Origin of the sequence: Acetobacterium paludosum (genome assembly GCF_008086595.1) — a bacterium.
Lineage (GTDB): Bacteria > Bacillota > Clostridia > Eubacteriales > Eubacteriaceae > Acetobacterium > Acetobacterium paludosum.
This window is the reverse complement of sequence record NZ_RXYA01000004.1, coordinates 217,673-239,034: the sequence shown is the minus strand read 5'-3', so window position 1 is coordinate 239,034 and position 21,362 is coordinate 217,673. Positions and strand designations below refer to the sequence as shown.

General features: G+C 36.2%; 16 protein-coding genes. 13 read left to right on the top strand and 3 right to left on the bottom strand.

Going from position 1 to position 21,362, the window contains the following annotated elements:
- The first annotated feature begins 19 nt into the window (after positions 1-19).
- Together FZC41_RS06170 and FZC41_RS06165 are read left to right on the top strand one after the other, a co-directional pair.
- Positions 20-2,086: a diguanylate cyclase gene (locus tag FZC41_RS06170; RefSeq protein WP_148566524.1), complete on the top strand. Its 2,067-nt coding sequence runs from the start codon at positions 20-22 to the stop codon at positions 2,084-2,086.
- A gap of 77 nt (positions 2,087-2,163) precedes the next feature.
- A complete protein-coding gene (locus tag FZC41_RS06165) occupies positions 2,164-5,259 on the top strand; it encodes an EAL domain-containing protein (RefSeq protein ID WP_148566523.1) in 3,096 nt (1,031 codons plus the stop codon).
- 649 nt (positions 5,260-5,908) lie between these two features.
- Here the strand turns inward: FZC41_RS06165 and FZC41_RS06160 are convergent.
- Both FZC41_RS06160 and FZC41_RS06155 read right to left on the bottom strand, forming a co-directional pair.
- Positions 5,909-6,130, bottom strand: a complete 222-nt coding sequence (locus FZC41_RS06160) for a hypothetical protein (RefSeq protein ID WP_148566522.1) — start codon at positions 6,128-6,130, stop codon at positions 5,909-5,911.
- Positions 6,131-6,201: 71 nt separating this feature from the next.
- The gene (locus tag FZC41_RS06155) at positions 6,202-6,453 is read right to left on the bottom strand and encodes a hypothetical protein (RefSeq protein WP_148566521.1); all 252 of its coding nucleotides are present in this window, start codon (positions 6,451-6,453) and stop codon (positions 6,202-6,204) included.
- Between the two features lie 312 nt (positions 6,454-6,765).
- Between FZC41_RS06155 and FZC41_RS06150 the strand changes: the two genes are divergently transcribed.
- The 7 genes from FZC41_RS06150 to FZC41_RS06120 all read left to right on the top strand — a co-directional run bounded on the left by FZC41_RS06150 (position 6,766) and on the right by FZC41_RS06120 (position 16,196).
- The gene (locus FZC41_RS06150) at positions 6,766-7,665 is read left to right on the top strand and encodes a PHP domain-containing protein (RefSeq protein WP_148566520.1); all 900 of its coding nucleotides are present in this window, start codon (positions 6,766-6,768) and stop codon (positions 7,663-7,665) included.
- Positions 7,666-8,073: 408 nt separating this feature from the next.
- Positions 8,074-9,132 carry a hypothetical protein gene (locus FZC41_RS06145; protein ID WP_148566519.1) on the top strand — a complete coding sequence of 353 codons (1,059 nt, stop codon included), beginning with the start codon at positions 8,074-8,076 and terminating at the stop codon, positions 9,130-9,132.
- 246 nt (positions 9,133-9,378) lie between these two features.
- Entirely contained in the window at positions 9,379-12,087 is a 2,709-nt protein-coding gene (locus tag FZC41_RS06140; protein WP_148566518.1) for a putative bifunctional diguanylate cyclase/phosphodiesterase, read from the top strand.
- Positions 12,088-12,264: 177 nt separating this feature from the next.
- Positions 12,265-13,059, top strand: a complete 795-nt coding sequence (locus FZC41_RS06135) for an FAD binding domain-containing protein (protein WP_148566517.1) — start codon at positions 12,265-12,267, stop codon at positions 13,057-13,059.
- Entirely contained in the window at positions 13,049-13,522 is a 474-nt protein-coding gene (locus FZC41_RS06130; RefSeq protein WP_148566516.1) for a (2Fe-2S)-binding protein, read from the top strand. Before FZC41_RS06135 ends, FZC41_RS06130 begins: the two co-directional genes overlap by 11 nt.
- Positions 13,509-15,785 carry a xanthine dehydrogenase family protein molybdopterin-binding subunit gene (locus tag FZC41_RS06125; RefSeq protein WP_148566515.1) on the top strand — a complete coding sequence of 759 codons (2,277 nt, stop codon included), beginning with the start codon at positions 13,509-13,511 and terminating at the stop codon, positions 15,783-15,785. Before FZC41_RS06130 ends, FZC41_RS06125 begins: the two co-directional genes overlap by 14 nt.
- Before the next feature lie 201 nt (positions 15,786-15,986).
- Positions 15,987-16,196, top strand: a complete 210-nt coding sequence (locus FZC41_RS06120; RefSeq protein ID WP_148566514.1) for a TOBE domain-containing protein — start codon at positions 15,987-15,989, stop codon at positions 16,194-16,196.
- A 129-nt stretch (positions 16,197-16,325) separates the two neighbouring features.
- Here the strand turns inward: FZC41_RS06120 and FZC41_RS06115 are convergent, their stop codons facing one another.
- Entirely contained in the window at positions 16,326-16,847 is a 522-nt protein-coding gene (locus FZC41_RS06115) for a helix-turn-helix domain-containing protein (RefSeq protein WP_148566513.1), read from the bottom strand.
- Positions 16,848-17,044: 197 nt separating this feature from the next.
- Here FZC41_RS06115 and modA point away from each other — a divergent pair, with 197 nt between their 5' ends.
- The 4 genes from modA (at position 17,045) to FZC41_RS06095 (ending at position 21,335) form a co-directional block, all read left to right on the top strand.
- Positions 17,045-17,842, top strand: coding sequence for a molybdate ABC transporter substrate-binding protein (gene modA / locus FZC41_RS06110; protein WP_148566512.1), 798 nt, complete (start codon positions 17,045-17,047; stop codon positions 17,840-17,842).
- Between the two features lie 22 nt (positions 17,843-17,864).
- Positions 17,865-18,548: a molybdate ABC transporter permease subunit gene (gene modB, locus FZC41_RS06105; protein WP_148566511.1), complete on the top strand. Its 684-nt coding sequence runs from the start codon at positions 17,865-17,867 to the stop codon at positions 18,546-18,548.
- Between the two features lie 4 nt (positions 18,549-18,552).
- Positions 18,553-19,620, top strand: a complete 1,068-nt coding sequence (locus tag FZC41_RS06100) for a sulfate/molybdate ABC transporter ATP-binding protein (protein ID WP_148566510.1) — start codon at positions 18,553-18,555, stop codon at positions 19,618-19,620.
- 218 nt (positions 19,621-19,838) lie between these two features.
- Positions 19,839-21,335 (top strand): CYTH and CHAD domain-containing protein, encoded by a 1,497-nt coding sequence (locus FZC41_RS06095; protein ID WP_170253871.1) that lies wholly within the window; start codon positions 19,839-19,841, stop codon positions 21,333-21,335.
- Positions 21,336-21,362: the final 27 nt, after the last annotated feature.

Genomic DNA, 21,362 nt, shown 5'->3' with positions numbered 1-21,362 from the left:
AAAAGGCGGTGTTACTGCGATGAAACGAACGATCAATTTCAATAAATTTATTTTATTCTTGAGTGTAACCATGATTATAACAGTATTTTTGTTTCAAAGCTTGAATTATTTTCGTTATATTCAAAGTAAAGACTTATCAACAATTGCCGAATTTAACAGTTCCAAATTAAATGACATTATGTATTATACGAAAAATTCTAAAGAAGTCGATTTAGACCAGATTATCGAAACGACAGATAATGATTTTTCATATGAAAAAAATCAAATACAAACGCTAAACGAGAATACATGGATAAAATTAAAATTAAGTCGAAGTGATGATGATGAGAATATTATATTTTTAGATTATCCCTTTATAAATATTGATTCTGCTTATGTCAGTGTTGATGGAAAGTGGGTGAAATTGAAGGACAGTCAAAATTTTATTTATTCATACATAAAATTACCAGATGGTTTTGATGCAAACCAATATATTTATATGAAACTTGAAAATTTGAACACGAATTTAAATTTCAATTTACGATTGGATACAGAAAACTGTTTTTATCTGTCGCAAAATCAAAAACTGATATTTCGCTTATTAAATATTGGAGTGATATTTTTCCTGTCAATTATTAACCTTATACTGTATGTAATTGTGAAGGAAAAAAAATATATATTGCATTTTCTTTTTTTATTTTCGCTGGTGAATACGTTGTTTCAAATTTCTGGAATTCCCAAAATAGCACTTGGATTTAATGACATAAGTCTAGCCTATATTTGGGTTTTTATCACGAGTATGACGGCAACATACTTTAGTTATCATTATTTCGAGATCAGGAAAGTAACACCAAAACTCAGCAGATGGTACCAGTTTTTATTAATAAGTATTGTTTTATGCTTATCATTGATTTTGATTTTTAAATTGTTGGCATTCACAACAGTGGTGTTGCTTTTTGTTGTATTAATTTGTGGATTGGGAGGGTCTGTTTCGATTTCTACATACCTGTATTATAAACAGTTATCCAGGCTTTATGTTATTGGGCTGTTACTGTTTATAATTAGTGCTGGGATTTTCACACTATCTATTTTTGGAGTATGGGATTGGCGTGACTTTTTGCCAGATGTTTTATTTCTAGCATCATCAATTGAAGCATCATTATTCACAGTTGGAATTATGAGTCTGATTAAGTCGGATAAGATGAAAGTAAAGAGTCTTGAAATTGAAGCCTCAACCGACAGATTAACAAAATTGTTCAACAGATGTTATTTTGAAAAGGTAGTGATTCCAAAAATAGTTGAAACTGAACAGAAAAAGGGAAAGATATCTATATTAATGGTTGATATTGATCATTTTAAGCATGTGAATGATACGTTCGGCCATAACATTGGAGATGTATTGCTGGTTGAACTAGCACAAGTAATTTCCAATAGTGTCAGGCAACAAGACAAAGTAATCAGATGGGGCGGCGAAGAATTTTTAGTTGTACTATTCGATGCGGATTTAAATACAGCGATAGTCATTGCTGAAAAAGTCAGAAAAATTATTGAAACACATGAGTTTGAAAATGTCAAAAAAATCACCGTAAGTATTGGTGTTGCTGAAAAAAATACAAATGAAAATATTGAGTGCTGGATTAAAAATGCCGATGATGCTTTATACAAAGCAAAAAGAGACGGAAGGAACAGAGTCGTTGTTTCATTTTTGAACCTGTCACCAATCAAGATTGAATGGAGCAATGTTTTTGAATCTAGAAATCCCCAAATAAACAGCGAACATAGGGAACTGATTCTTCTGATGAATAGACTTATCGAAGAATACTTTATGAGTAATAATGAGAAAGAGTTTATTATTTTATATGATCAAATATTGGAACATACAGTATCACACTTTTCAAATGAGGAAAAGATACTATCGAGAATTGAATATCCAGATTTGGGAAATCATAAACATATCCATGAATCAATTGTGAATGAAGCGATTGAAGCTAAAAATTTACTGATAACACGAGGTAAACATATGTCAGAAATTATTGAGTTTCTAATTGGTAAAGTGATCATGGGACATATGATATCTGAAGATATCAGCTATTATAAATATCTATAAAAACATTTTCAAGACATAGCATGCCAATTGATGAGAAAGAATTCTGCTGATGAATCTACATCTTTAAAGGAGCAAAAATGATACTAAAAAATTTGATTTCAGTATTACTTTATGTCTCATTTGTTTTCAATTTTATGGTTGGGGCGCATACGCTTGCCATAAACAAGAAGACGAGGCTCAATCATGTGTTTGCGTTGCTTTGTCTTAGTTTAGCCTGGTGGGGATTTGCATATGCGGCAAGCAATTCAGCCAGGTTCTATGAAGAAGCATTGCTCTTTCGTAAAATATCGGTATTGGGTTGGGGTGTGGCTTATAGTCTGGTTTTGCATTTTATCATTGTTTTAACCGAATCAAGTTGGAGTCAAAAAAAGAAACAACCGCTCCTGATACTTGTCCTTTATATGCCAGCAGTTCTAAATGTGATTTTCTTTGGTTTTTGCACGCCAACAGAAATGTTGCGAATTCAATGGATTCATTCGGAAGTAGTAGGCTGGACAATAACTACGGTCAATAATGGACTGGATATCTTTTTTTATATCTACTACCTGAGTTTTTCATTGGCAACATGTAGTTTACTCATCCGCTGGTATCGAAATACAAGGAGTCTGACAAATAAAAAAATGGCGCGGAATTTATTAGTTTCCTTTAGTGCAGCATTGCTTTTGGGGTCCTTTACGGATGCTATAGCAAATTGCTTCTTTCCTTTTCAAATTCCCTCTCTGGCACCAATTGCAAGTGCGATCCCAGTAGGAACTATTTTTTATAGCATTTACAAACTTGGATTAATGCATTCAAAAGAAAATTTGAATGAATATTATAAAGGGGTCGTTCTCAGTGTACAAACACGAATTGATTTTTTTAAGCATTTCAGCATGTTAATTGCAATAATCAGTATTATTAACTTTATAGTTCAGATCAACGATTCAACGATACAAACAGTCGGAATTAGTTTAAGCTTTCTAATGGTAATGATATCAGCTGGTATTTATTTAATCCCGTATTTGGTTAAGTCTTTATCAACTCAGGACACCCTACTGGCAGTTTTGATGATGATTTTATTACCATGTATGATGCTCACTTATATCAATAGTCGGTACAGTAATATCAGTTGGACGGCACCCATATTCATTATTTTATTAACGATTGTTTTAAATAGTAAAAAAATATTTGTTGGTATTTCGGTGACAAGTCTGTTAATGGGGATTGTTTACTGGATAAGCATTCCTGTTTTTAAGGTTCAGATAGGAATGGACTTTCAGATCCTGAGGTTGGTATGTTACTTTATCGGAATTATTTTAACATTATTTGTTACTAAAATCTATGATAGTCGACTCGAAGAAACCAAAAGTCAGGAAGAATTTCAAAAAATAGTTTCGGGAGTATCAACAAAGTTTTTGTTAGTGACTGCTTTAGATTTTAATAAATATGTTGACGATCTATTAAAGCGAAGTGGAATATGTATCAAAGCTGATCGCGCCTTTGTGGGTATGTATACAAGTGATTTTAAAATCGTACGATACACCCATGAGTGGCTGGGAGACATCAGTCAACCGAGTTGGTCAATAGTTGGCAAAGAAAAAAGCTATGAGACTTCAACTGTTCCATGGAGTACAAAACAGCTGATCAGTAATAACATCGTTTATGTAGGAAGTAAGGATACATTACCGCCATCAGCAAAGGAAATATTTCGGAAACAAAACATGGAGGCTATGATTTGTATTCCTATCCAGAGTAAGGACCGAGTCATCGGATTTCTTAGATTTGACCAGATCAGCCAGAAAAAGAACTGGAATATCAATGACTCTGAATCATTGAGAGTACTGGCCAACATTCTGGCAAGTGCAATATTTAAGGTGGAAACGGAGAAGAAAATGTCGATGCTGGCTTATTACGATCCCCTCACTGATTTACCCAATCGTGTTCTGTTTGTTAAGCTTCTGGAACAGGCAATTCTCATGGCAAAACGGAGTGAGGAATCGCTGGGGGTAGTCTTTATTGATATTGACGGATTTAAGGAAATCAATGATTCACTGGGTCATGATTGGGGGGATCATTTGTTGAACAAAATCGGAAATCGTCTGTCAGTCTGTAAACGAAAATGCGACACAGTAGCTCGGTTTGGCGGAGATGAATTTCTGATCATGGTTCCCCGGATATCCCAGCGGAAAGATCTGGTGGATGTGGCCAATATAATGATGGAAGTTTTTCATCAACCGGTTACCATGGAAGAGCAGGATTTTTATATCACTGCCAGTGCCGGGATAGCGGTTTATCCGGAAGATGGAGAAACGGTGCAGGAGCTCATTAAAAATGCAGATCTGGCCATGTATGATGCCAAGAAAAATGGAAAAAATCAGGCTATTTTCTGTTCAGAGGATATGAAAGAAGATGTTCAGAAGCGAATGCTGCTTTCAAACGCTCTGCATCAGGCTCTGGAAAGAAACGAGTTGTTTCTTCAATATCAACCCCAGGTCCGTGTCTCCAGCCAGGAGATTATTGGTTTTGAAGCCCTGATCCGGTGGAAGCACCCGGAATTTGGAATCATTTCCCCGGCAGTGTTCATCCCCATTGCTGAAGAAAGCGGACTGATTAACCGCATCGGAGAATGGGTACTTTTGACCGCTTGTGCCCAGAATAAAGAATGGCAGGATCGAGGGTTCAAACCGGTGCAAATGGCGGTTAATCTGTCAGTGAAACAATTTCAAAGCGGTTATCTTGACAGCATCGTTAAGTCAGCTCTGGAAAAAACCGGACTGACACCCCGATATCTGGAACTGGAAATCACGGAAGGCATTGTCATGAAAGAATCCAAATATGTGATTAAATCTCTCCATGCCTTAAAAGACCTGGGGGTATCCATCAGCATCGATGATTTCGGAACCGAGTTTTCATCCCTGAGCCGGTTAAAAGATTTGCCTGTGGATCGAATTAAGATTGATATGAAGTTTATTCAGGAAATCGCTGTGAATTCTAAAGATGAAGCCGTTATTGCAGTAATGATTTATCTGGCCAAAAGACTGGGACTTAAAATTATTGCAGAAGGCGTTGAGACAGAAGTCCAGCTTGCCTTTCTGAAGGATGAGGGCTGTGATGAAATCCAGGGATATTATTACTATAAACCTCTGTCTGCAAATGAGATTAACAGGGGTATTTTAGATCTGCTGATAAAATAAGACTGCTATACTATTTAATATGTAGTTACAGTTAATGAAAAAGGTTTTCATGATATTATTATTATTTGAATGTTTGACCATCACGGCCATATTTATTGTGGTTTGCCATCGCCCGGGCTCTCTGATCCGACAAGAACCAGATCACTGCGTAGAGGCCTGAGGCAAGAATGACGGTGATGGTGATGTTCATTTTGAAGAAAAAATTGACTTGAGACGCTTTCTCGTAGAAAATTGCATAACCCAATACTGATGTTGAATTATTGCTGATATTCAGGTAAATACATACAGGTGAAAGTGATGATATACACCTATCTAGATTAGTAGCAGAGCGCTTTTGGGCAATCTTAGCAGTTCCTTAATTAACCCACTGTTAACATAATTAAAAGGTTTCATAAAGTTTCAATGATTATCATAGTAGATGTACACAACCAGTACACAACAAAAAAATCTCTTTTTCTTTTCATTCCTAATGTGAAAAGGCGGCGAGCCAGTGAAGGGTTCGCCGCTTTTTTTTAAGCATTTTATTATTAAGTCGAATTGAGGTGTTATAGATGAAAAGAAGTACCGTAAGAATATTCAGAAATTAGTTTATTAGCCGACAAAGAGTGCATATAATGGATGCAAAATTTAAAAATATCGCGGCACTGTTTTATTCTTTATCGACCAATACTTCGGACAGAACTTCAAAGAGAAAACCTTTTGAAGATGCCAAAGATTCATTGTAGGCAAACATTGCCAATTTATGGTATTCAATAAATCCGTCACTATCTGTATAAGGCTTTAGTCGCTGAAGAAAATAGTCTTCATTGATTTCATCTTCAAATTTTTTTTGAACAGTATTGAATATAGTTATTAATTCTTCTTTAGTCATTATTTTAGCTCCTTTCGAGTTATTTCAACCAGGCGTCATGGTTGAGTTACGGATTGATGAAGTTTGCTATTTTACAGTTCTTCTTTCAAACTCCAGTTTACGTGTTTTCCCGGTTGATGATTTTCCCCAGGAATCCAAACGTCGAGTTCCAAATTCTTCAGTTTTTCCATTGACTCAGTATCGTTTAATTCTTGAGCTTTTTCATAAGCTTTTATCACCCAATTTTTGGTCAGCTTTTGAAAATCTCCACCTTCAGTTTGAATATAATCATGTCGTATATTCAGTTTCCCATCAATCACTTTACTAGAGTATCTTAAGGCCATTTTTAAAACCTCCTAACATTTATTTCTTAACTATATCTATTATATCATATCGGTATATGTCAAGGCTTTCCAAAATTAATTTTATTTTTAAAAAGAGAATTTATTTTTATTGAGAGACATCTATAAAATAATAAGTTGTTTCTGTAAGAAATACCATAAGAATGAATTGAAGGTATTCTTATTTTATATCCAATGAAAAAAATTTCAGTATTGACATGATATTAAAACAATAATATGTTTAAAATAATAATAAATAAATTTTGAGAAGTGCCATTCTGGATAATAAAGAAAAAATCGAAAGAGGAGGGAATTATGGGAAAGTTAGATCTGCATGTTCATTCACGGGCAAGTGGTGACGGAGAGCTGTCTGGAGAAGAAATAATCAGGCTTGCAGTCAAAGAAAATGTTACGACGTTGGCAATTACGGATCACGATTCAATCGGAGAAGTGAAAAATGCAATGTTCTGGGGAAAACGGCTGGGTGTGGAAGTAATTTCTGGAACAGAGGTTTTTTGTAGAAATAAAGATAAACCGGTACATATGCTGGCGTACTATATAGAGCTGGACAATTCTGCCGTGTCAAAAATTATCGGCAAAGTTCAAGGAGACCGGAAAAGGTGGTTGAAAGCTCAAATTGAATTATTGGAAGAGCATGGATTCTATATTGACGAAAAAAATGCTTATGAATTTTGCAAAGATAATCCGCCTTTGCCATCTGCTGTGTCATACGCGATTTTTAAAGATGACCGAAATAGTAGAAACCCTTTTGTGATTGAGTATAAAGAAAAATGTGAAAATCCGGTGCTTGAATTTGTCAGCCAATTATTAGTTTGTGGAAAACCATTCTTTTCGCCTAATTATATACCAGAAACCAAAGAGTTTATTGATGCTGTTCATCAGAGCGGCGGAGTTGCGATTTTGGCGCATCCCGGATACAAGCAAATGGAAGTGGATTTTAATAATACCGAATTTATTGATGATTTGGTAAAACAGGGAATTTCAGGGGTAGAAGCTTACTATACAACGCATACTGAAGAGGAAACAAAAAAGTACGTAGAGTATTGTAATAAACACAATTTAATTGTAACTTCGGGGAGTGATTTCCATGGAAAATTCAAACCATCTATTATATTAGGACAATTAAATATGACTGATTATAAAATTGTTGAAAATTTAAAAAAAGAAAGTGATAAGATCCGAGAGCAGGGATGATTTTGTGCAAATCTTAAATGTTTACTATTTTTTCAAAGAAACATATGCAGGTTTTAATACCGCCATGTGTTTTTTTTTGTGTAGGAAGTCAATGAGTCAGGATTGCCTGTAAACCACAGAAAAACACGAAAAACGTAGGTCTTGCGGTTAATAAAGATTGCACGGCTTAATTCGATAAACAATTGTAACTTTCTATAATACTCCAATATCAAAGAAAAGAAAAGAAGTTTATTTGAAATTTATTCTTTTTTGGCGTATAATTAAGATTATAAACACTTTAAGTCAACGCTCAATCAGAATTATTAATAAAGAAGCTCTTTAAGATTGCTCAAAATACTTCTATTAACTGATTTGTACCGGGTGATTAAGAAGATGATTTAGAAAATAAAAATAGCAAGGAGTGAAAATATGACTGAACTATTAAATGCAGCAGTTTCACATAAAATTTTTGGTGATGGTACGATTACGGATTTGACCAATGGTTATATTACTGTTTCATTTGACACTTTTGAAAAGAAATTTGTCTATCCAGAGGCATTTAGAGATTTCTTAAATCTCCAGGATTCTGTTATTTCCATAAAAGTTAATAAGGTCATAAAAATTAAGGAAGAACAAGAACTAAAAGAAAAAGAAGAACGGGAACTGATAGAAAAAACAGAAGAAGCAAGAAAAATTCAAGAGAGATTTAATGCAAAACTACATAAAAAAACATCGAAAGTAAAGAAAAAAACGAATGATCGACGTAATCTTGCTTTTAAATGTAATTATTGCAATGGCGGAGAATCACTGGCACAAATTGGTTATAATGGAGTTTGCAGTGATGCGGTAATCCAATATAATATCGAAAAGAAACATCTCGTTTCGTGCAGTGATGAAGAAAGCAATTGTCAGAAATACCATAATGAAAAAATGACCAGAGAAGAATTGGATGGTTTAATGGCTGTTGATGAATGCTCATTTTGTTACGAAAGCCAGATGCTGAAAAATTGGAAAGCGTCGGCTGGAAAAGTGCAATATGGTGAAAACAAGGGCAAGCCCAAGAAACTAAAAAATGTGCAGTACAACAGCTTGGCTTTACTTACCACCAGACTTCCTTCAACGAAAGAAGAAGAACGGATTATTTTCGGTGCATTTTTAATTGATGATATTTTTGAAGGTGATGATGATAATCCCGGATATGTGTCAACACAATCTGAGTACAAAATTAAGCTGACCCTTGAAGAAGCCCAGAAAATGAAATTTTGGAGTTATTACACCAATCCTAATAAAAAAGATGTGGTTCAATGGGGATCAGGTTTATTCCGTTATTTGAATGATGATCAGGCAATTCGGATTTTGCGTGCTTTGGTTGAGTTAAAAGAAAATTCACCGGAAGCTCAATTGGCAAAAGACTTTTTAGATCATTTTTGTCAGATCAACCAGATCGATACTGCTGAAGTGCATGAAGAAGTAACTGTCAATCTATAAAGTGACAGACTATAATAATTAGCCTTGCAGGGTGCAATCAAAACTAAATATTAATAATCAAAAGAGACATTCATCAGTTGCCTGATGGATGTTTTTTTTAAAATAATAGCGATTTGACTAGGAATCAAAACCACAAATAGAAGAACGAATTTTAATATAGATCGTATCAAAAAATTACATTTGATACCGATTGCATCGTGGAAAAACCTCTAGTATAATGATGCTAATGATTGGGAGGCGATAATTATGATGAATACAAAAAACAACCGTAAATATCGGGTCTTTAAAAATTTTGTCATGATTTTTGTGCCGATAGTTATTATTATAATCGTTTTGGCTTTTGCCTATATCAATTTGAATATTAATAACGAAAAAAGCATTATAAATATCAAGCAAGTGCATAATGCTGAAATTGTGGGCACTGATGCAGAATCAATTTTTAATGCAATCAGTTCAGATGGAGATATTATTTCTAATTCAAGTGAATTAAAAGACTATATTCATGACAATAGCATGGTTGAAAACAGCAATGAGATTAAAAGAATGTTTTCAAATATGATAATCAATAAAAAAACGTATAATTCCATTCGAATTATTAATATCGATGGTTTTGAAGAAATAAAAGTGAACTATGAAAATGAAAATTCCCAGGCAGTGCAGGATAGTGACTTACAGTATAAAGGGGATCAAGACTATTTTCAGGAAGGAATGAAGCTAAATCAAGACGAGAATTATATATCCCCTTTAGATTTAAGCGTTAATAATAATGTAATCGACGAACCGAAAAAACCGATTATTCGATTTGTTATACCGCTGTTTAATGAAAATAATGAGAGAAAAGGGATATTGGTACTGGACTATCGGGCACAGGTTTTTTTAAATAAAATAGAAAATGATTCGATCAATACCATCGGCATGAAAACAATTTTGTTGAATGAGGATGGTTATTATTTATTAAGCGATAAAGCCGACAGAAATTTTGCATTTATGTACGATAATAAAGAAGCTGTTTCATTTAGACAAGAACAGCCAGATCTTTTTGATAGAATTCAAAATAATGAATCGGGTTATTTTGATGATAAAATAAATCTTTATTATTTTATATCAATTTTTCCTTTGAACACATATCATGATATTCATTGGACATTAGTTGAGTATGTTCCCTTGAATGGATTAGAAATCTTAAATAATGAAGATAATAGAATGATTGCTGTGGGTTCAACCATATTGGCATTCGTTTTTTTTGTCATCAGCCTGATCGCCGCCTGGCTTTTAGTGCAAAAAAAAGAAGCCAGTGAAAGAGAAAAATTAACAGATAGTATATTCAAAAATTCCAAAGAAGGAATTATAATTATGGATGAGGAAGCACGCATCGTTTATGTAAATGAATCGTTTTCAAAGATAACCGGGTATTCGGAAATCGACGTAATAGGAAGAAAAACGAGTGAATTCAAAAGAAACGAAAAGTTGATTTTGCTATATGAGACGATACAAAATACCGTAAATGAGAATGAAAACTGGGAGGGCGAAATTATCGATGAAAAAAAAGACGGCACAACATACCCTCGCTATATAACCATTTCTAAAGTGTTTGACAGTAAAAGCCATGAATTAATTAATTATCTGGAGGTTTTCGAGGACCTTACAAGTACCAAAATAACCGAGGAAACCATTAATAAAATTAAAAATTATGATGAAATCACCGAACTTCCAACGCAACTTAAATTTGAAGAAAACATGAAAGAACTCATTAAAAAATTTGATGAGTTCGCCCTGATTATCATAGAAATTACTAACTTCAATACTCTCAATGATAATTTGGGAAAGAAATGCGGAGTTGGAATGATAAAAGAAGCCTCGAACCGCATTAAAACATTCTTAAGTAAGGAGGATCTGGTCGGAAAGATCGGCAGAGAGCAGTTTGTCATTGCTCGGGTAAACAGCCGGGACAAACTGAAACTCGATCATTTTATCAATAAACTAACATTGTTTCTACAGGAATCGATTGAGATAGAAGATAAAAAAATATATTTAGATATCGCCATTGGTATTTCGATCTTTCAAGAGCATAGTGCTGATGTGGAAAAATTGATTGAATTTGCAAACATAGCCAAAAATTATGCCATTCAAACAGGCGGCAATACCTTTGTTCACTATGAAAAGGAAATTACGCATAGTTATTTAGAAAATCTGAAACTTGAAACCCACTTAAGAAGTGCCTTGAAAAAGAATGAACTGAGTTTAAACTACCAGCCTCAGGTAGTGGCAGGAACCAAAAAAATTATTGGCATGGAAGCATTGCTGAGGTGGAACAATGATGAACTGGGAAGTGTTGGGCCGGCGCAATTTATTCCAGTAGCGGAAAAAACTGATTTAATTATTCCCATCGGTGACTGGGTTTTAGAAGAAGCGATTAAACAGAATAAAAAATGGCTGGAATTAACGAATCGAAGACTGGTGGTTGCGGTTAATCTTTCTCCGGTTCAGTTTAAAAAAGCTGATTTTATTGAAGTGATAAAACAATTGCTAAAAAAATATGAATTGCCGGCCGAATTATTAGAAGTTGAAGTAACAGAAGGTATTCTGGTAAAAAACATCGATAGCATAAAATCTAAATTGGACAAAATAAAAGAGTTGGGTGTGAAGGTGTCCATTGATGATTTCGGAACGGGATATTCTTCATTAAAATACCTGAAAACAATTAATTTTGACAAATTGAAAATTGATCGGGAGTTTATAAAAAATTATCCTGAAAGAGACAATGGAAATATTGCCAAAGCCATCATTACACTTGCCAATCAAAATGGCTTAAAGGTGCTGGCAGAGGGGGTGGAAACAAAGGAACAATTTATCTTTTTGAAAGATAATGGCTGTGATGAAATTCAGGGGTACTATTTTTATAAACCAATAACGGCAAGTGAATTTGAAAAGATACTTTTGAATGAAAATAATTGAACGATAATGATAAATAAAAAACGAGTCTGTTTTGAAACGGAAAACCTCGTGGTTGATGGAAGATAAGACATCAGCCACGAGGTTTTTAAATGATTTCTTTTAAAATTTATTAAGCATAATAAAATAGGGTAAACACATAAAGAAGACTTTTCTCGGATAATAGTTTAGGAGGATGCCATGATAACAATAAATAATTTTGTTAAAGTAAAAACTTTGGCGGAAGCGTATCAACTTAATCAAAAACGAACAAATGTCGTGATTGGCGGATTCATGTGGCTTAAAATGGGTAACCGGAAAATTCAAAACGCCATTGATTTATCGGGGTTGGGCTTAAATAAAATTGAAGAGACGGATGATGAATTCAGAATAGGCAGTATGTGTACACTCAGAGATTTAGAGCTTCATGAAGGCTTGAATAATGAATGCCAGGGAGCCCTGAAGGAAGCTGTTTATCATATCGTTGGGGTGCAATTTCGCAATGGTGCTACGGTTGGAGGGAGTATTTATGGCCGATATGGTTTCTCTGATGTACTGACTTGTTTGATGGTTCTTGACTGTTATGTGGAGCTTTTCAAAGGCGGAATTATATCGCTAAAAGAATTTGCGAAAAAGAAATATGATAATGATATTCTGGTTCGCATCCTTATAAAAAAGGACAGCAGAAAAGTATCTTATCAATCACAACGCAATGCGAAAATGGATTTTCCACTGATCGCAGTGGCTGTTGCAAAGAAAAAAAACAATATATTTGTCGCGGTTGGGGCGAGACCGATGAAAGCAAAGCTGATTCAAAAATCAGGATGTTTATCGGAACAAAATCCTTCACAAGAAGAAATTGCAGAATTTGCAGACTGGGCAAAAGGCCAGTTCAGTTATGGAAGCAATATGCGGGCAAGCAAAGAATACCGGGAATATCTTGCTTATGTCTATATCAAAAGAGGGGTCAAAGAGGTATTAAAAGATGATCATTAAGTTATGGGTTAATGATAAAAAAATAACCGATGAAATAGACGGCGATGCCATCTTATTGGATTTTCTCAGGGATCATGGCTGTTACAGCGTTAAACGCGGCTGTGAGACTTCAAATTGCGGTTTGTGTACGGTATTAATGGACAGTAAGCTGGTGTTGTCATGTTCAACACTGGTGGCAAGAGCCGATGGAAAACATGTGATTACCCTGGAAGGTCTTCAGGAAGAGGCCAAAGAGTTTGGCGGATTTCTGGCAGATCAGGGCGCGGAACAATGCGGGTTTTGCAGTCCTGGGCTGGTGATCAGTGTTCTTACGATGGTAAAAGAGCTTAAAAACCCTTCCGATAGAGAAATCAGCGAGTATTTAAGCGGTAATTTGTGTCGCTGTAGCGGATATATGGGACAGCTTCGCGCAATTAAACGCTATCTCAATCAGAAGGGAGCACAAAAAAATGAGATCAGTTAATCAGCCGGTCAGAAAGAAGGATGCCATGTCATTGGTAACCGGCCAGCCTGTTTACACACAGGATATCGCGCCAAAGGATTGTCTCGTTGTAAAAATTCTAAGAAGTCCTTATGCCCATGCGCTAATTAAAGAAATAAAGACCGAATCAGCAATGAAGCTTTCCGGAATTGAATGTGTTCTAACCTACAAAGATGTACCGGATAAACGCTTTACGCTGGCAGGTCAGACATTTCCTGAACCGAGCCCTTACGATCGGCTCATTTTGGATGAAAAAGTGCGTTTTATCGGAGATGCGGTGGCAATCGTGGCAGGGGATAACGAGAAGACTGTTGATAAAGCACTTAGGCGGATAAAAGTAAAATATGATATTTTAGAGCCAATTCTGGATTTCAGATGTGCGAAAGATAACGAAGTGCTTATTCATCCGGAACAGAACTGGAGAAGTCTGTGCAATGTGGGAGCTGACAACAAAAGAAACCTTTGTGCCAGTGGGGAAGAAAAGCATGGCGACGTTGATGAAATTATCGGCGGTTGCGACTGGATCATTGAACAAACTTATCATACGAAGGCTAATCAGCAGGTGACGATGGAAACTTCTCGGACCTTTACCTATCTGGACGAGACCGGGAAGCTCACTTGTGTGACATCTACGCAGATTCCTTTTCATGTGAAAAGAATCCTGTCCAATGCCCTTGAACTGCCGGAATCCCGGATTCGGGTGATAAAGCCGAGAATCGGAGGAGGTTTTGGAGCTAAACAGACAGCGGTAACGGAGGTGTATCCGGCTATCGTGACGGTGAAGACAGGCAAACCGGCTCTGATTGTCTATACGAGGAGAGAGAGTTTCATTGCCTCTTCACCGAGACACGAGAACGAAATCAAGGTAAGGATCGGGGCGGATAAGAATGGTATCATCAAAGGAATCGACATGATTACCCTTTCAAATACCGGTGCCTACGGAGAGCATGGACCCACGACGGTAGGTTTATCCGGGCATAAATCCCTTCCGCTTTATGGGAAAGTCGAAGCCTACCACTTCAGATATGACGTTGTCTATACCAATGTGATGTCGGCCGGCGCCTATCGGGGTTACGGAGCGACTCAGGGGATCTTTGCGTTGGAATCCGCGGTCAACGAATTGGCTGAAAAAATGGGAATGGATCCGGTACAAATCAGAGAAATTAATATGGTCAGGGAAGGCGCTGTGATGCCAGCCTATTACGGCGAAACATTAAACAGCTGCGCATTGGATCGCTGTATGGCAAAGGCAAAGGAAATGATTGGCTGGGATGAAAAATATCCACGTATCAATTTAAAAAACGGCAAGGTTCGGAGTGTCGGGGTTTCCATGGCGATGCAGGGTTCCGGTATTGCCAATGTTGATACGGCGGGGGTTCTAATTAAGGTAAATGCAGCGGGTCTTTATGATATGAAAATCGGAGCGACGGATATGGGAACTGGCTGTGATACGATACTGGCTCAAATAGCGGCGGAGTGTCTGCACTGTTCGGTAGATGATATTACGGTAAGTGGCGTTGATACCGATGTTTCGCCATATGACTCAGGCTCGTATGCTTCAAGCACAACCTATGTAACCGGGAATGCAGTCGTTAATACCTGTGAAACACTGGTGGAAAAGATTCGGGACAAAGGGGCTCGGCAACTGGGATGCGCTATTGAGGATGTCGAATTTGATGGCGCCAGGGTATATCAGGTCGATGCAAAGGAGTCAATCAATTTAAAAGATCTTACAGTTGCAGTTGGATCGGACAAGGAATTATCGGCAACAGAGTTATTTTGTTCACCAGTATCACCACCGCCTTTTGTGGTAGGTATGGCAGAAGTTGAGATTGATAAAGAAACGGGAAAAATTGATTTGATTGATTATGTGGCGGTTGTAGATTGTGGTACGGTGATTAATACCAATCTTGTTCGCCTTCAGACAGAAGGCGGAATTGCTCAGGGGATTGGAATGGCTCTTTACGAGGATATTACTTATGGAGAAAGCGGAAGGAATTTCAGTAATTCATTGATGCAGTATAAAATTCCAACCAGACTGGATGTAGGCAGGATTCGGGTTGGCTTTGAAAGCAGCTATGAACCGACAGGACCTTTTGGAGCCAAGTCAATTGGAGAAGTTGTCATAAATACACCAGCACCTGCCATTGCCAATGCGGTATTTAATGGGGTTCGGGTAAAGGTGAGAGAATTGCCGATTACAGCTGAGAAAATATACAATGGAATGAAACAAAAAAATATTTAATATTGAATATGATCCTTCATTGATTTAAGTTTATTGTTAATGTATTTATAGTATGAAATTATATACGAAACAGCTATTAAAAAAACAAAACAAGACAAAACTAAACAATTATTTATTTGGCTTAAATAATGTTTGAAAAGTGTTATTTAAATTTTAAAGGGTAAATAATAAAAATAATACTAATTCCTAAAGGAGGAAGAAATGAAATTAAGTGCAAGAAACCAGTTAAAAGGAAAAGTAGTCGGTATCGAAGAAGGAACGGTGAATGGCATCGTAAAAATTGATGTTGGAAATGGCAATATTATTTCAGCAACGATTTCTATGGCGGCTGTCAAAGATCTTGGATTAGCTGTTGGCGGTAATGCGACCGCAGTGATTAAAGCCACGTCAGTTATGGTCATGGTTGATTAAAAAAATATTAAGCCGCGGATTTTTATTTAAATCTGTGGCTTTTATTATGCCTTATGATAACATTACAAATACTTATTTATCAATGCCTGGGAAATAGCTAAAAGAAATGCGAAAACACATTTCTTTTAGCTATTTATAAACATTGACGGACATTGTTTTAAAAACAGCATAGACTTCAGTGCCTTTATGAATATCCATTTTTTCCAAGGATGTTTTAGTAATCAGGGCGGTCAGAGGAATGCCGATATCTAGAACAACTTTCACACTATTCTCATCTTTTATTAAGTCAACAACCGTTCCTTTATAGATATTTCTGGCACTGCTTGTGAATGATTCCAGACTTAAAATAATATCTTCCGGACGAATGTATAGCTTAACATCGCCCATTAAATCAGTATGAACATGGATAGTTACATCATCAATTTTTACGTAGGCATCATTATTGTCAGAAAAAACAGTTCCCTGATAATTGTTTTCAGAACCTTTTGATTTTGATAAATAGGCTTCAAATTGAGCTTCAGAAATCCGGAGATGCTTGCCAAGATGGTGGGCATCAAGATCCCCCCGTTTAATCATTTCATAAACAGTGTTTTTGGTTATTCTGAGCTTCTTGCTAATTTCCTCTGGAGTGTATAAAAGTTCTTCAATCATGCTATCACCTTCTTTATAGTTTCTTAATTTTATTATAACCAATATTTGATAAATATAAAAGAATTTAATATTAAAATGTTGAATTTCAATATAAGAATATTATCATAGTAAAATCATAATTTGTTTGATTTAACCACAATATTGATATATACTTAACATATTATAACACAATAAAACATAACAAAAGGAGAAAAGAAATGAAAATGTTAAAAAAAGGATTTTTACTTGTAGCGTTACTGTCGATTGTTTTTGCTATGACCGGTTGTCAAACGGCAACGAAGTCGACAACAACCAGTGCAGCCCCGGTTACGTTGACGATCTCAGCTGCAGCAAGTTTAACTGATGCAATGGGAGAAATTCAGACATTGTACCAGAAAGAACAACCAAATGTAACGTTAGCTGTTAATTTTGGCGGATCAGGTACACTTGCCACACAAATCGTTCAGGGTGCTGATGTTGATGTATTCATGTCAGCTGCAATAAAAGATATGACCACGGTTAAAGATGCCGGTTTATTAGATGAAACCACGATTAAAAATTTACTCGGCAATGAATTAGTTCTGGTTGTACCGAAAGATTCAACAACAACGATTACTGATTTTGCTCAAGTTACTGATCCTTCTATCACATCAATCGGTCTTGGCGAACCAACAACCGTGCCAGCCGGACAATATGCCGTTGATGCCTTTACGTATTATAATGTAATGGATCAAATATCGGATAAAATTGTTTACGGAAAAGATGTTAAAGAAGTTTTGAATTGGGTTCAAACAGGAAATGTCGATGCCGGCGTGGTCTATTCAACAGATGCAAAAGCATCGACGGGAGTAAAAGTAATTGCAACAGCAGCAGCAGCTTCTCATAAAGCCATTGTTTACCCCGCAGCGGTTATAAAGGCAAGCAAAAATGCAGATGCAGCAAAATCTTTTGTCGATTATTTAAGCAGTGATGCAGCAAAACAAGTATTTGTGAAATATGGATTTACGACTCTATAAATAACAGAAGGGAGGGATTACTATCAGTTTTGATTTTTCACCAGCATGGATTTCAATAAAAGTCACGGTAATAGCGACGATTATCATTTTTTTTCTGGGACTGGCGATTGCCTGGCCGATGTCAAATTATAACGGAAAATGGAAGGGCGTCATTGATAGTATCCTTACCCTACCGCTTGTTCTGCCGCCAACGGTAGCAGGCTTTGGAATTCTCTTATTGATTGGAAAAAGAGGACCCATAGGTCAATTTTCAAGTCTCTTTGGAGTTAATATCATTTTTTCATGGTATGCAGCGGTGATTGCCGCGATTGTCGTGGCTTTTCCCCTGATGTATAAAACAACAATGGGGGCTTTTGAACAGATTGATACGAATATAATAAGTGCGGCCAGAACATTGGGCGCTTCCGAATGGAAAGTTTTTTGGCAGGTGGTGGTTCCTTTGGCCAGGCCAGGAATCGCCGCCGCTACGGCATTATCATTTGCCCGATGTTTAGGAGAGTTTGGGGCGACACTAATGGTTGCAGGAAGTATCCCCGGGAAAACAGAAACAATTCCAATTGCAATCTATTTCGCTACTCAGGGTGGCCAAATGGACGTTGCCATGATCTGGGTAGCAATTATTTTTGCAATTTCATTAACCGTTCTGGTGATTAATAACTATTGGAATAGTTATAAAAAGAAAGGGCGGTACGGTGTCGGAGGGTGATTAAATGGATTTCTTCGTTGATATAAAAAAGAAACTTTATGAGTTTGAACTTGATGTAAAACTTGACTCAAAGAGAGATGTTATTGGTATCTTAGGTGCTTCCGGCTCTGGAAAGAGCATGCTATTGCGTTGTATTGCCGGGTTGGTAAAACCAGATGAAGGTCAAATTATTGTTAACGGGAAAATATATTTTGATGCCGAAAAAAAAATAAATCTGCCCATTAGGGATCGAAAGATTGGGTTTTTATTCCAGAATTATGCTCTTTTTCCAAATATGACCGTAAGCGAAAATATTGCCTTTGGATTGGATGAGTTATCAAAAGAGGATAAAAAATATAAAGTGGCTGAACTAATGGAAAAATATAATTTGGATGGCCTCGAAAAACGCTATCCCACCCAAATTTCAGGTGGCCAGCAGCAACGTGTCGCGCTTGCCCGGGCCGTAGCGGTTAAACCTGATATTTTATTGTTAGATGAGCCATTTTCAGCCTTGGACGTACACCTTAGAAATCATATGATGAGAGAAATGGCGGAATCTTTAAAAGATTTCCAGGGAATGACCCTCTTTGTTACCCATAACAGGGATGAAGCCTATCAGTTGTGTGAGAACATCGCGGTTTTTAACGCTGGAAAAGTTGAAGCATTCGGAGAGAAAAATGAGTTGTTTCAAAGACCGTTTTCCCGGGAAACAGCAAAGATCACGGGGTGCAAGAATATCGCGAAATCAATCAGATTATCAGAAAATGTGGTTGAAGTTCCAGAATGGGGTATCAAACTCAGATTAAACATGAAAATTGAGCCGGAAGAAGGCTATCTTGGAATAAGAGCCAATCACATTAAAGTCGTTGCTGACTGCGCCAAAGAAAATTGTTTTAAAGTATGGATAGCAGATGAAACTGATGGACCATTTCGGACATCGTTATATCTGAAATTTGGTTCAAGACCGCAGAAACTGGATGACTTTCATTTTCAATGTGAAATGAGCAGGGAAGAACGAAATGAAATTAAAGATCCTTCAGAACCGATTTGCGTTTATCTGAATCCCAATCATTTATTTTTTATGAAAAAATAAATAAAACCCAAATAAATGGACTGTTGCCAACTCATTATTCAATTTGAGCTTGGCAACAGTCCATTTTTGGATGATAGATCAAGAAGGATAAAAATATAAAATAAACACAAAAAATATCGATGAAAAATTCATTCGCGGGTATGTAACAAAAATAACACAATTTTAGAAATTTGTTTTGAGCGATAATGATAAAAATGCAAAGGTGGGAGAAAGAGAAAATGGAAGATAATATCGAAAAAGTGTTAAGAATAAAAATTGAAGATACAGCGGTATTTGAACAAATAATGGCGGAATTTCTTCATATCGAAAGTTTTGAATCAACAGCGGTTAATCAAAAAATAATCAAAGATACCTATTACGACAATGCCAATAAAGATTTATTTTTAGCCGGGTTTGAATATTCTATTCGTAAAGAAGAGAACGGCAGCCTTGCGATCCTAAATCAGCGCAATTTAAAGAAGCAAATCAATTTCATTCAGGAAAAAAAAGAGTGGCGTGTCAGAATTGAAAAATCGGCTCCCAACAATGCTTTTTTAAAAGAGGATGCCATTAAAAAAGTACTGGAAAAAGTTGCCGGCGGTAATGAATTAGCGATTATCTTTCAAAGCTCATTTACCCGAAAAAAAATAAATTTGCTAAAGGATAATGAAACATGGATTGAAATTGATGGTGATCAGGGAGAAATATGGATCGATGATTTAAAAAAGCCGATTTTTCAATTGCAATTTAAACTAAAAAATGGAAACATCATCGATTTATTGAAATTGGCGGCAGTAATCATTAAAAAGTATAGCTTAAAGATTGATCGAAAAAGCAAATATGAGCGGGGATTGGAGCTGTTGGGAATTGATTTGGAAGAGGGGCATCCAAAAGCACAATTGAAAATAAAACAAAAAGATTGTACTTCAGATGTGGCACAGAGAATTTTGGAATTCTGTATTAATGAGATTTCAAATGCCTATACCTATTTTTCAACACATTTAGAAGATCCGGAAAGCACCCATCAAATTAGAGTTAAGATAAGGAAATCAAGAGCCATCCTGGCATTCTTTAAGCCGCTTTTTGAAGATGAAAAATATGGTGAAGAACAAGAAAAGTTAAGAAAAACCGGGCTGGAATTTTCTGAATTAAGACAATTGGATGTTATCTTGGAAGAAATAGAGAAAATTGAAAATACCAGCATTATTCCCGTTGATGAGCTGGCTTTTTTAAAAAACAGACTCATTGGTAAACGTAAAGAGGCATTAATAACATTATCCGCTTATTTGCAGCATAATTATTTAACCTTGACGGTTTTGGATTTTTGGATCTGGCTTTTGGATGAACCTTGGTCGGACTCTGCCTGGTTAGATTTATCGATTGAAAAATACATCGACGAGGAACTGAAGCGGTGGCTCAAAAAGGTTAACAAAGGCATGAAAAAAATGGATGTGAAAAACAAAGAGAACATCCATAAAGTCCGGATTAGAAGCAAAAAACTGCGATACATAATGGAACTGCTGTCACCGATTTTAGCCAAGAAAAGCAAAGAATTAATTGCTGAATTTGAAAATATTCAGGATGATTTGGGATATTTTCACGATGTATATATGAACAAAGAATTATTGGAACAATTATTGGCAGAAAGTGCTGAAAAACAGTTGCACTATGAAGCCGGCATCATGATCGGCTGGCTGACCCTGCAGGGAAATATAAAAATGGAAAAATATCGGTAGGGTCATTTGGCGGTTGGGTAAAGTTTG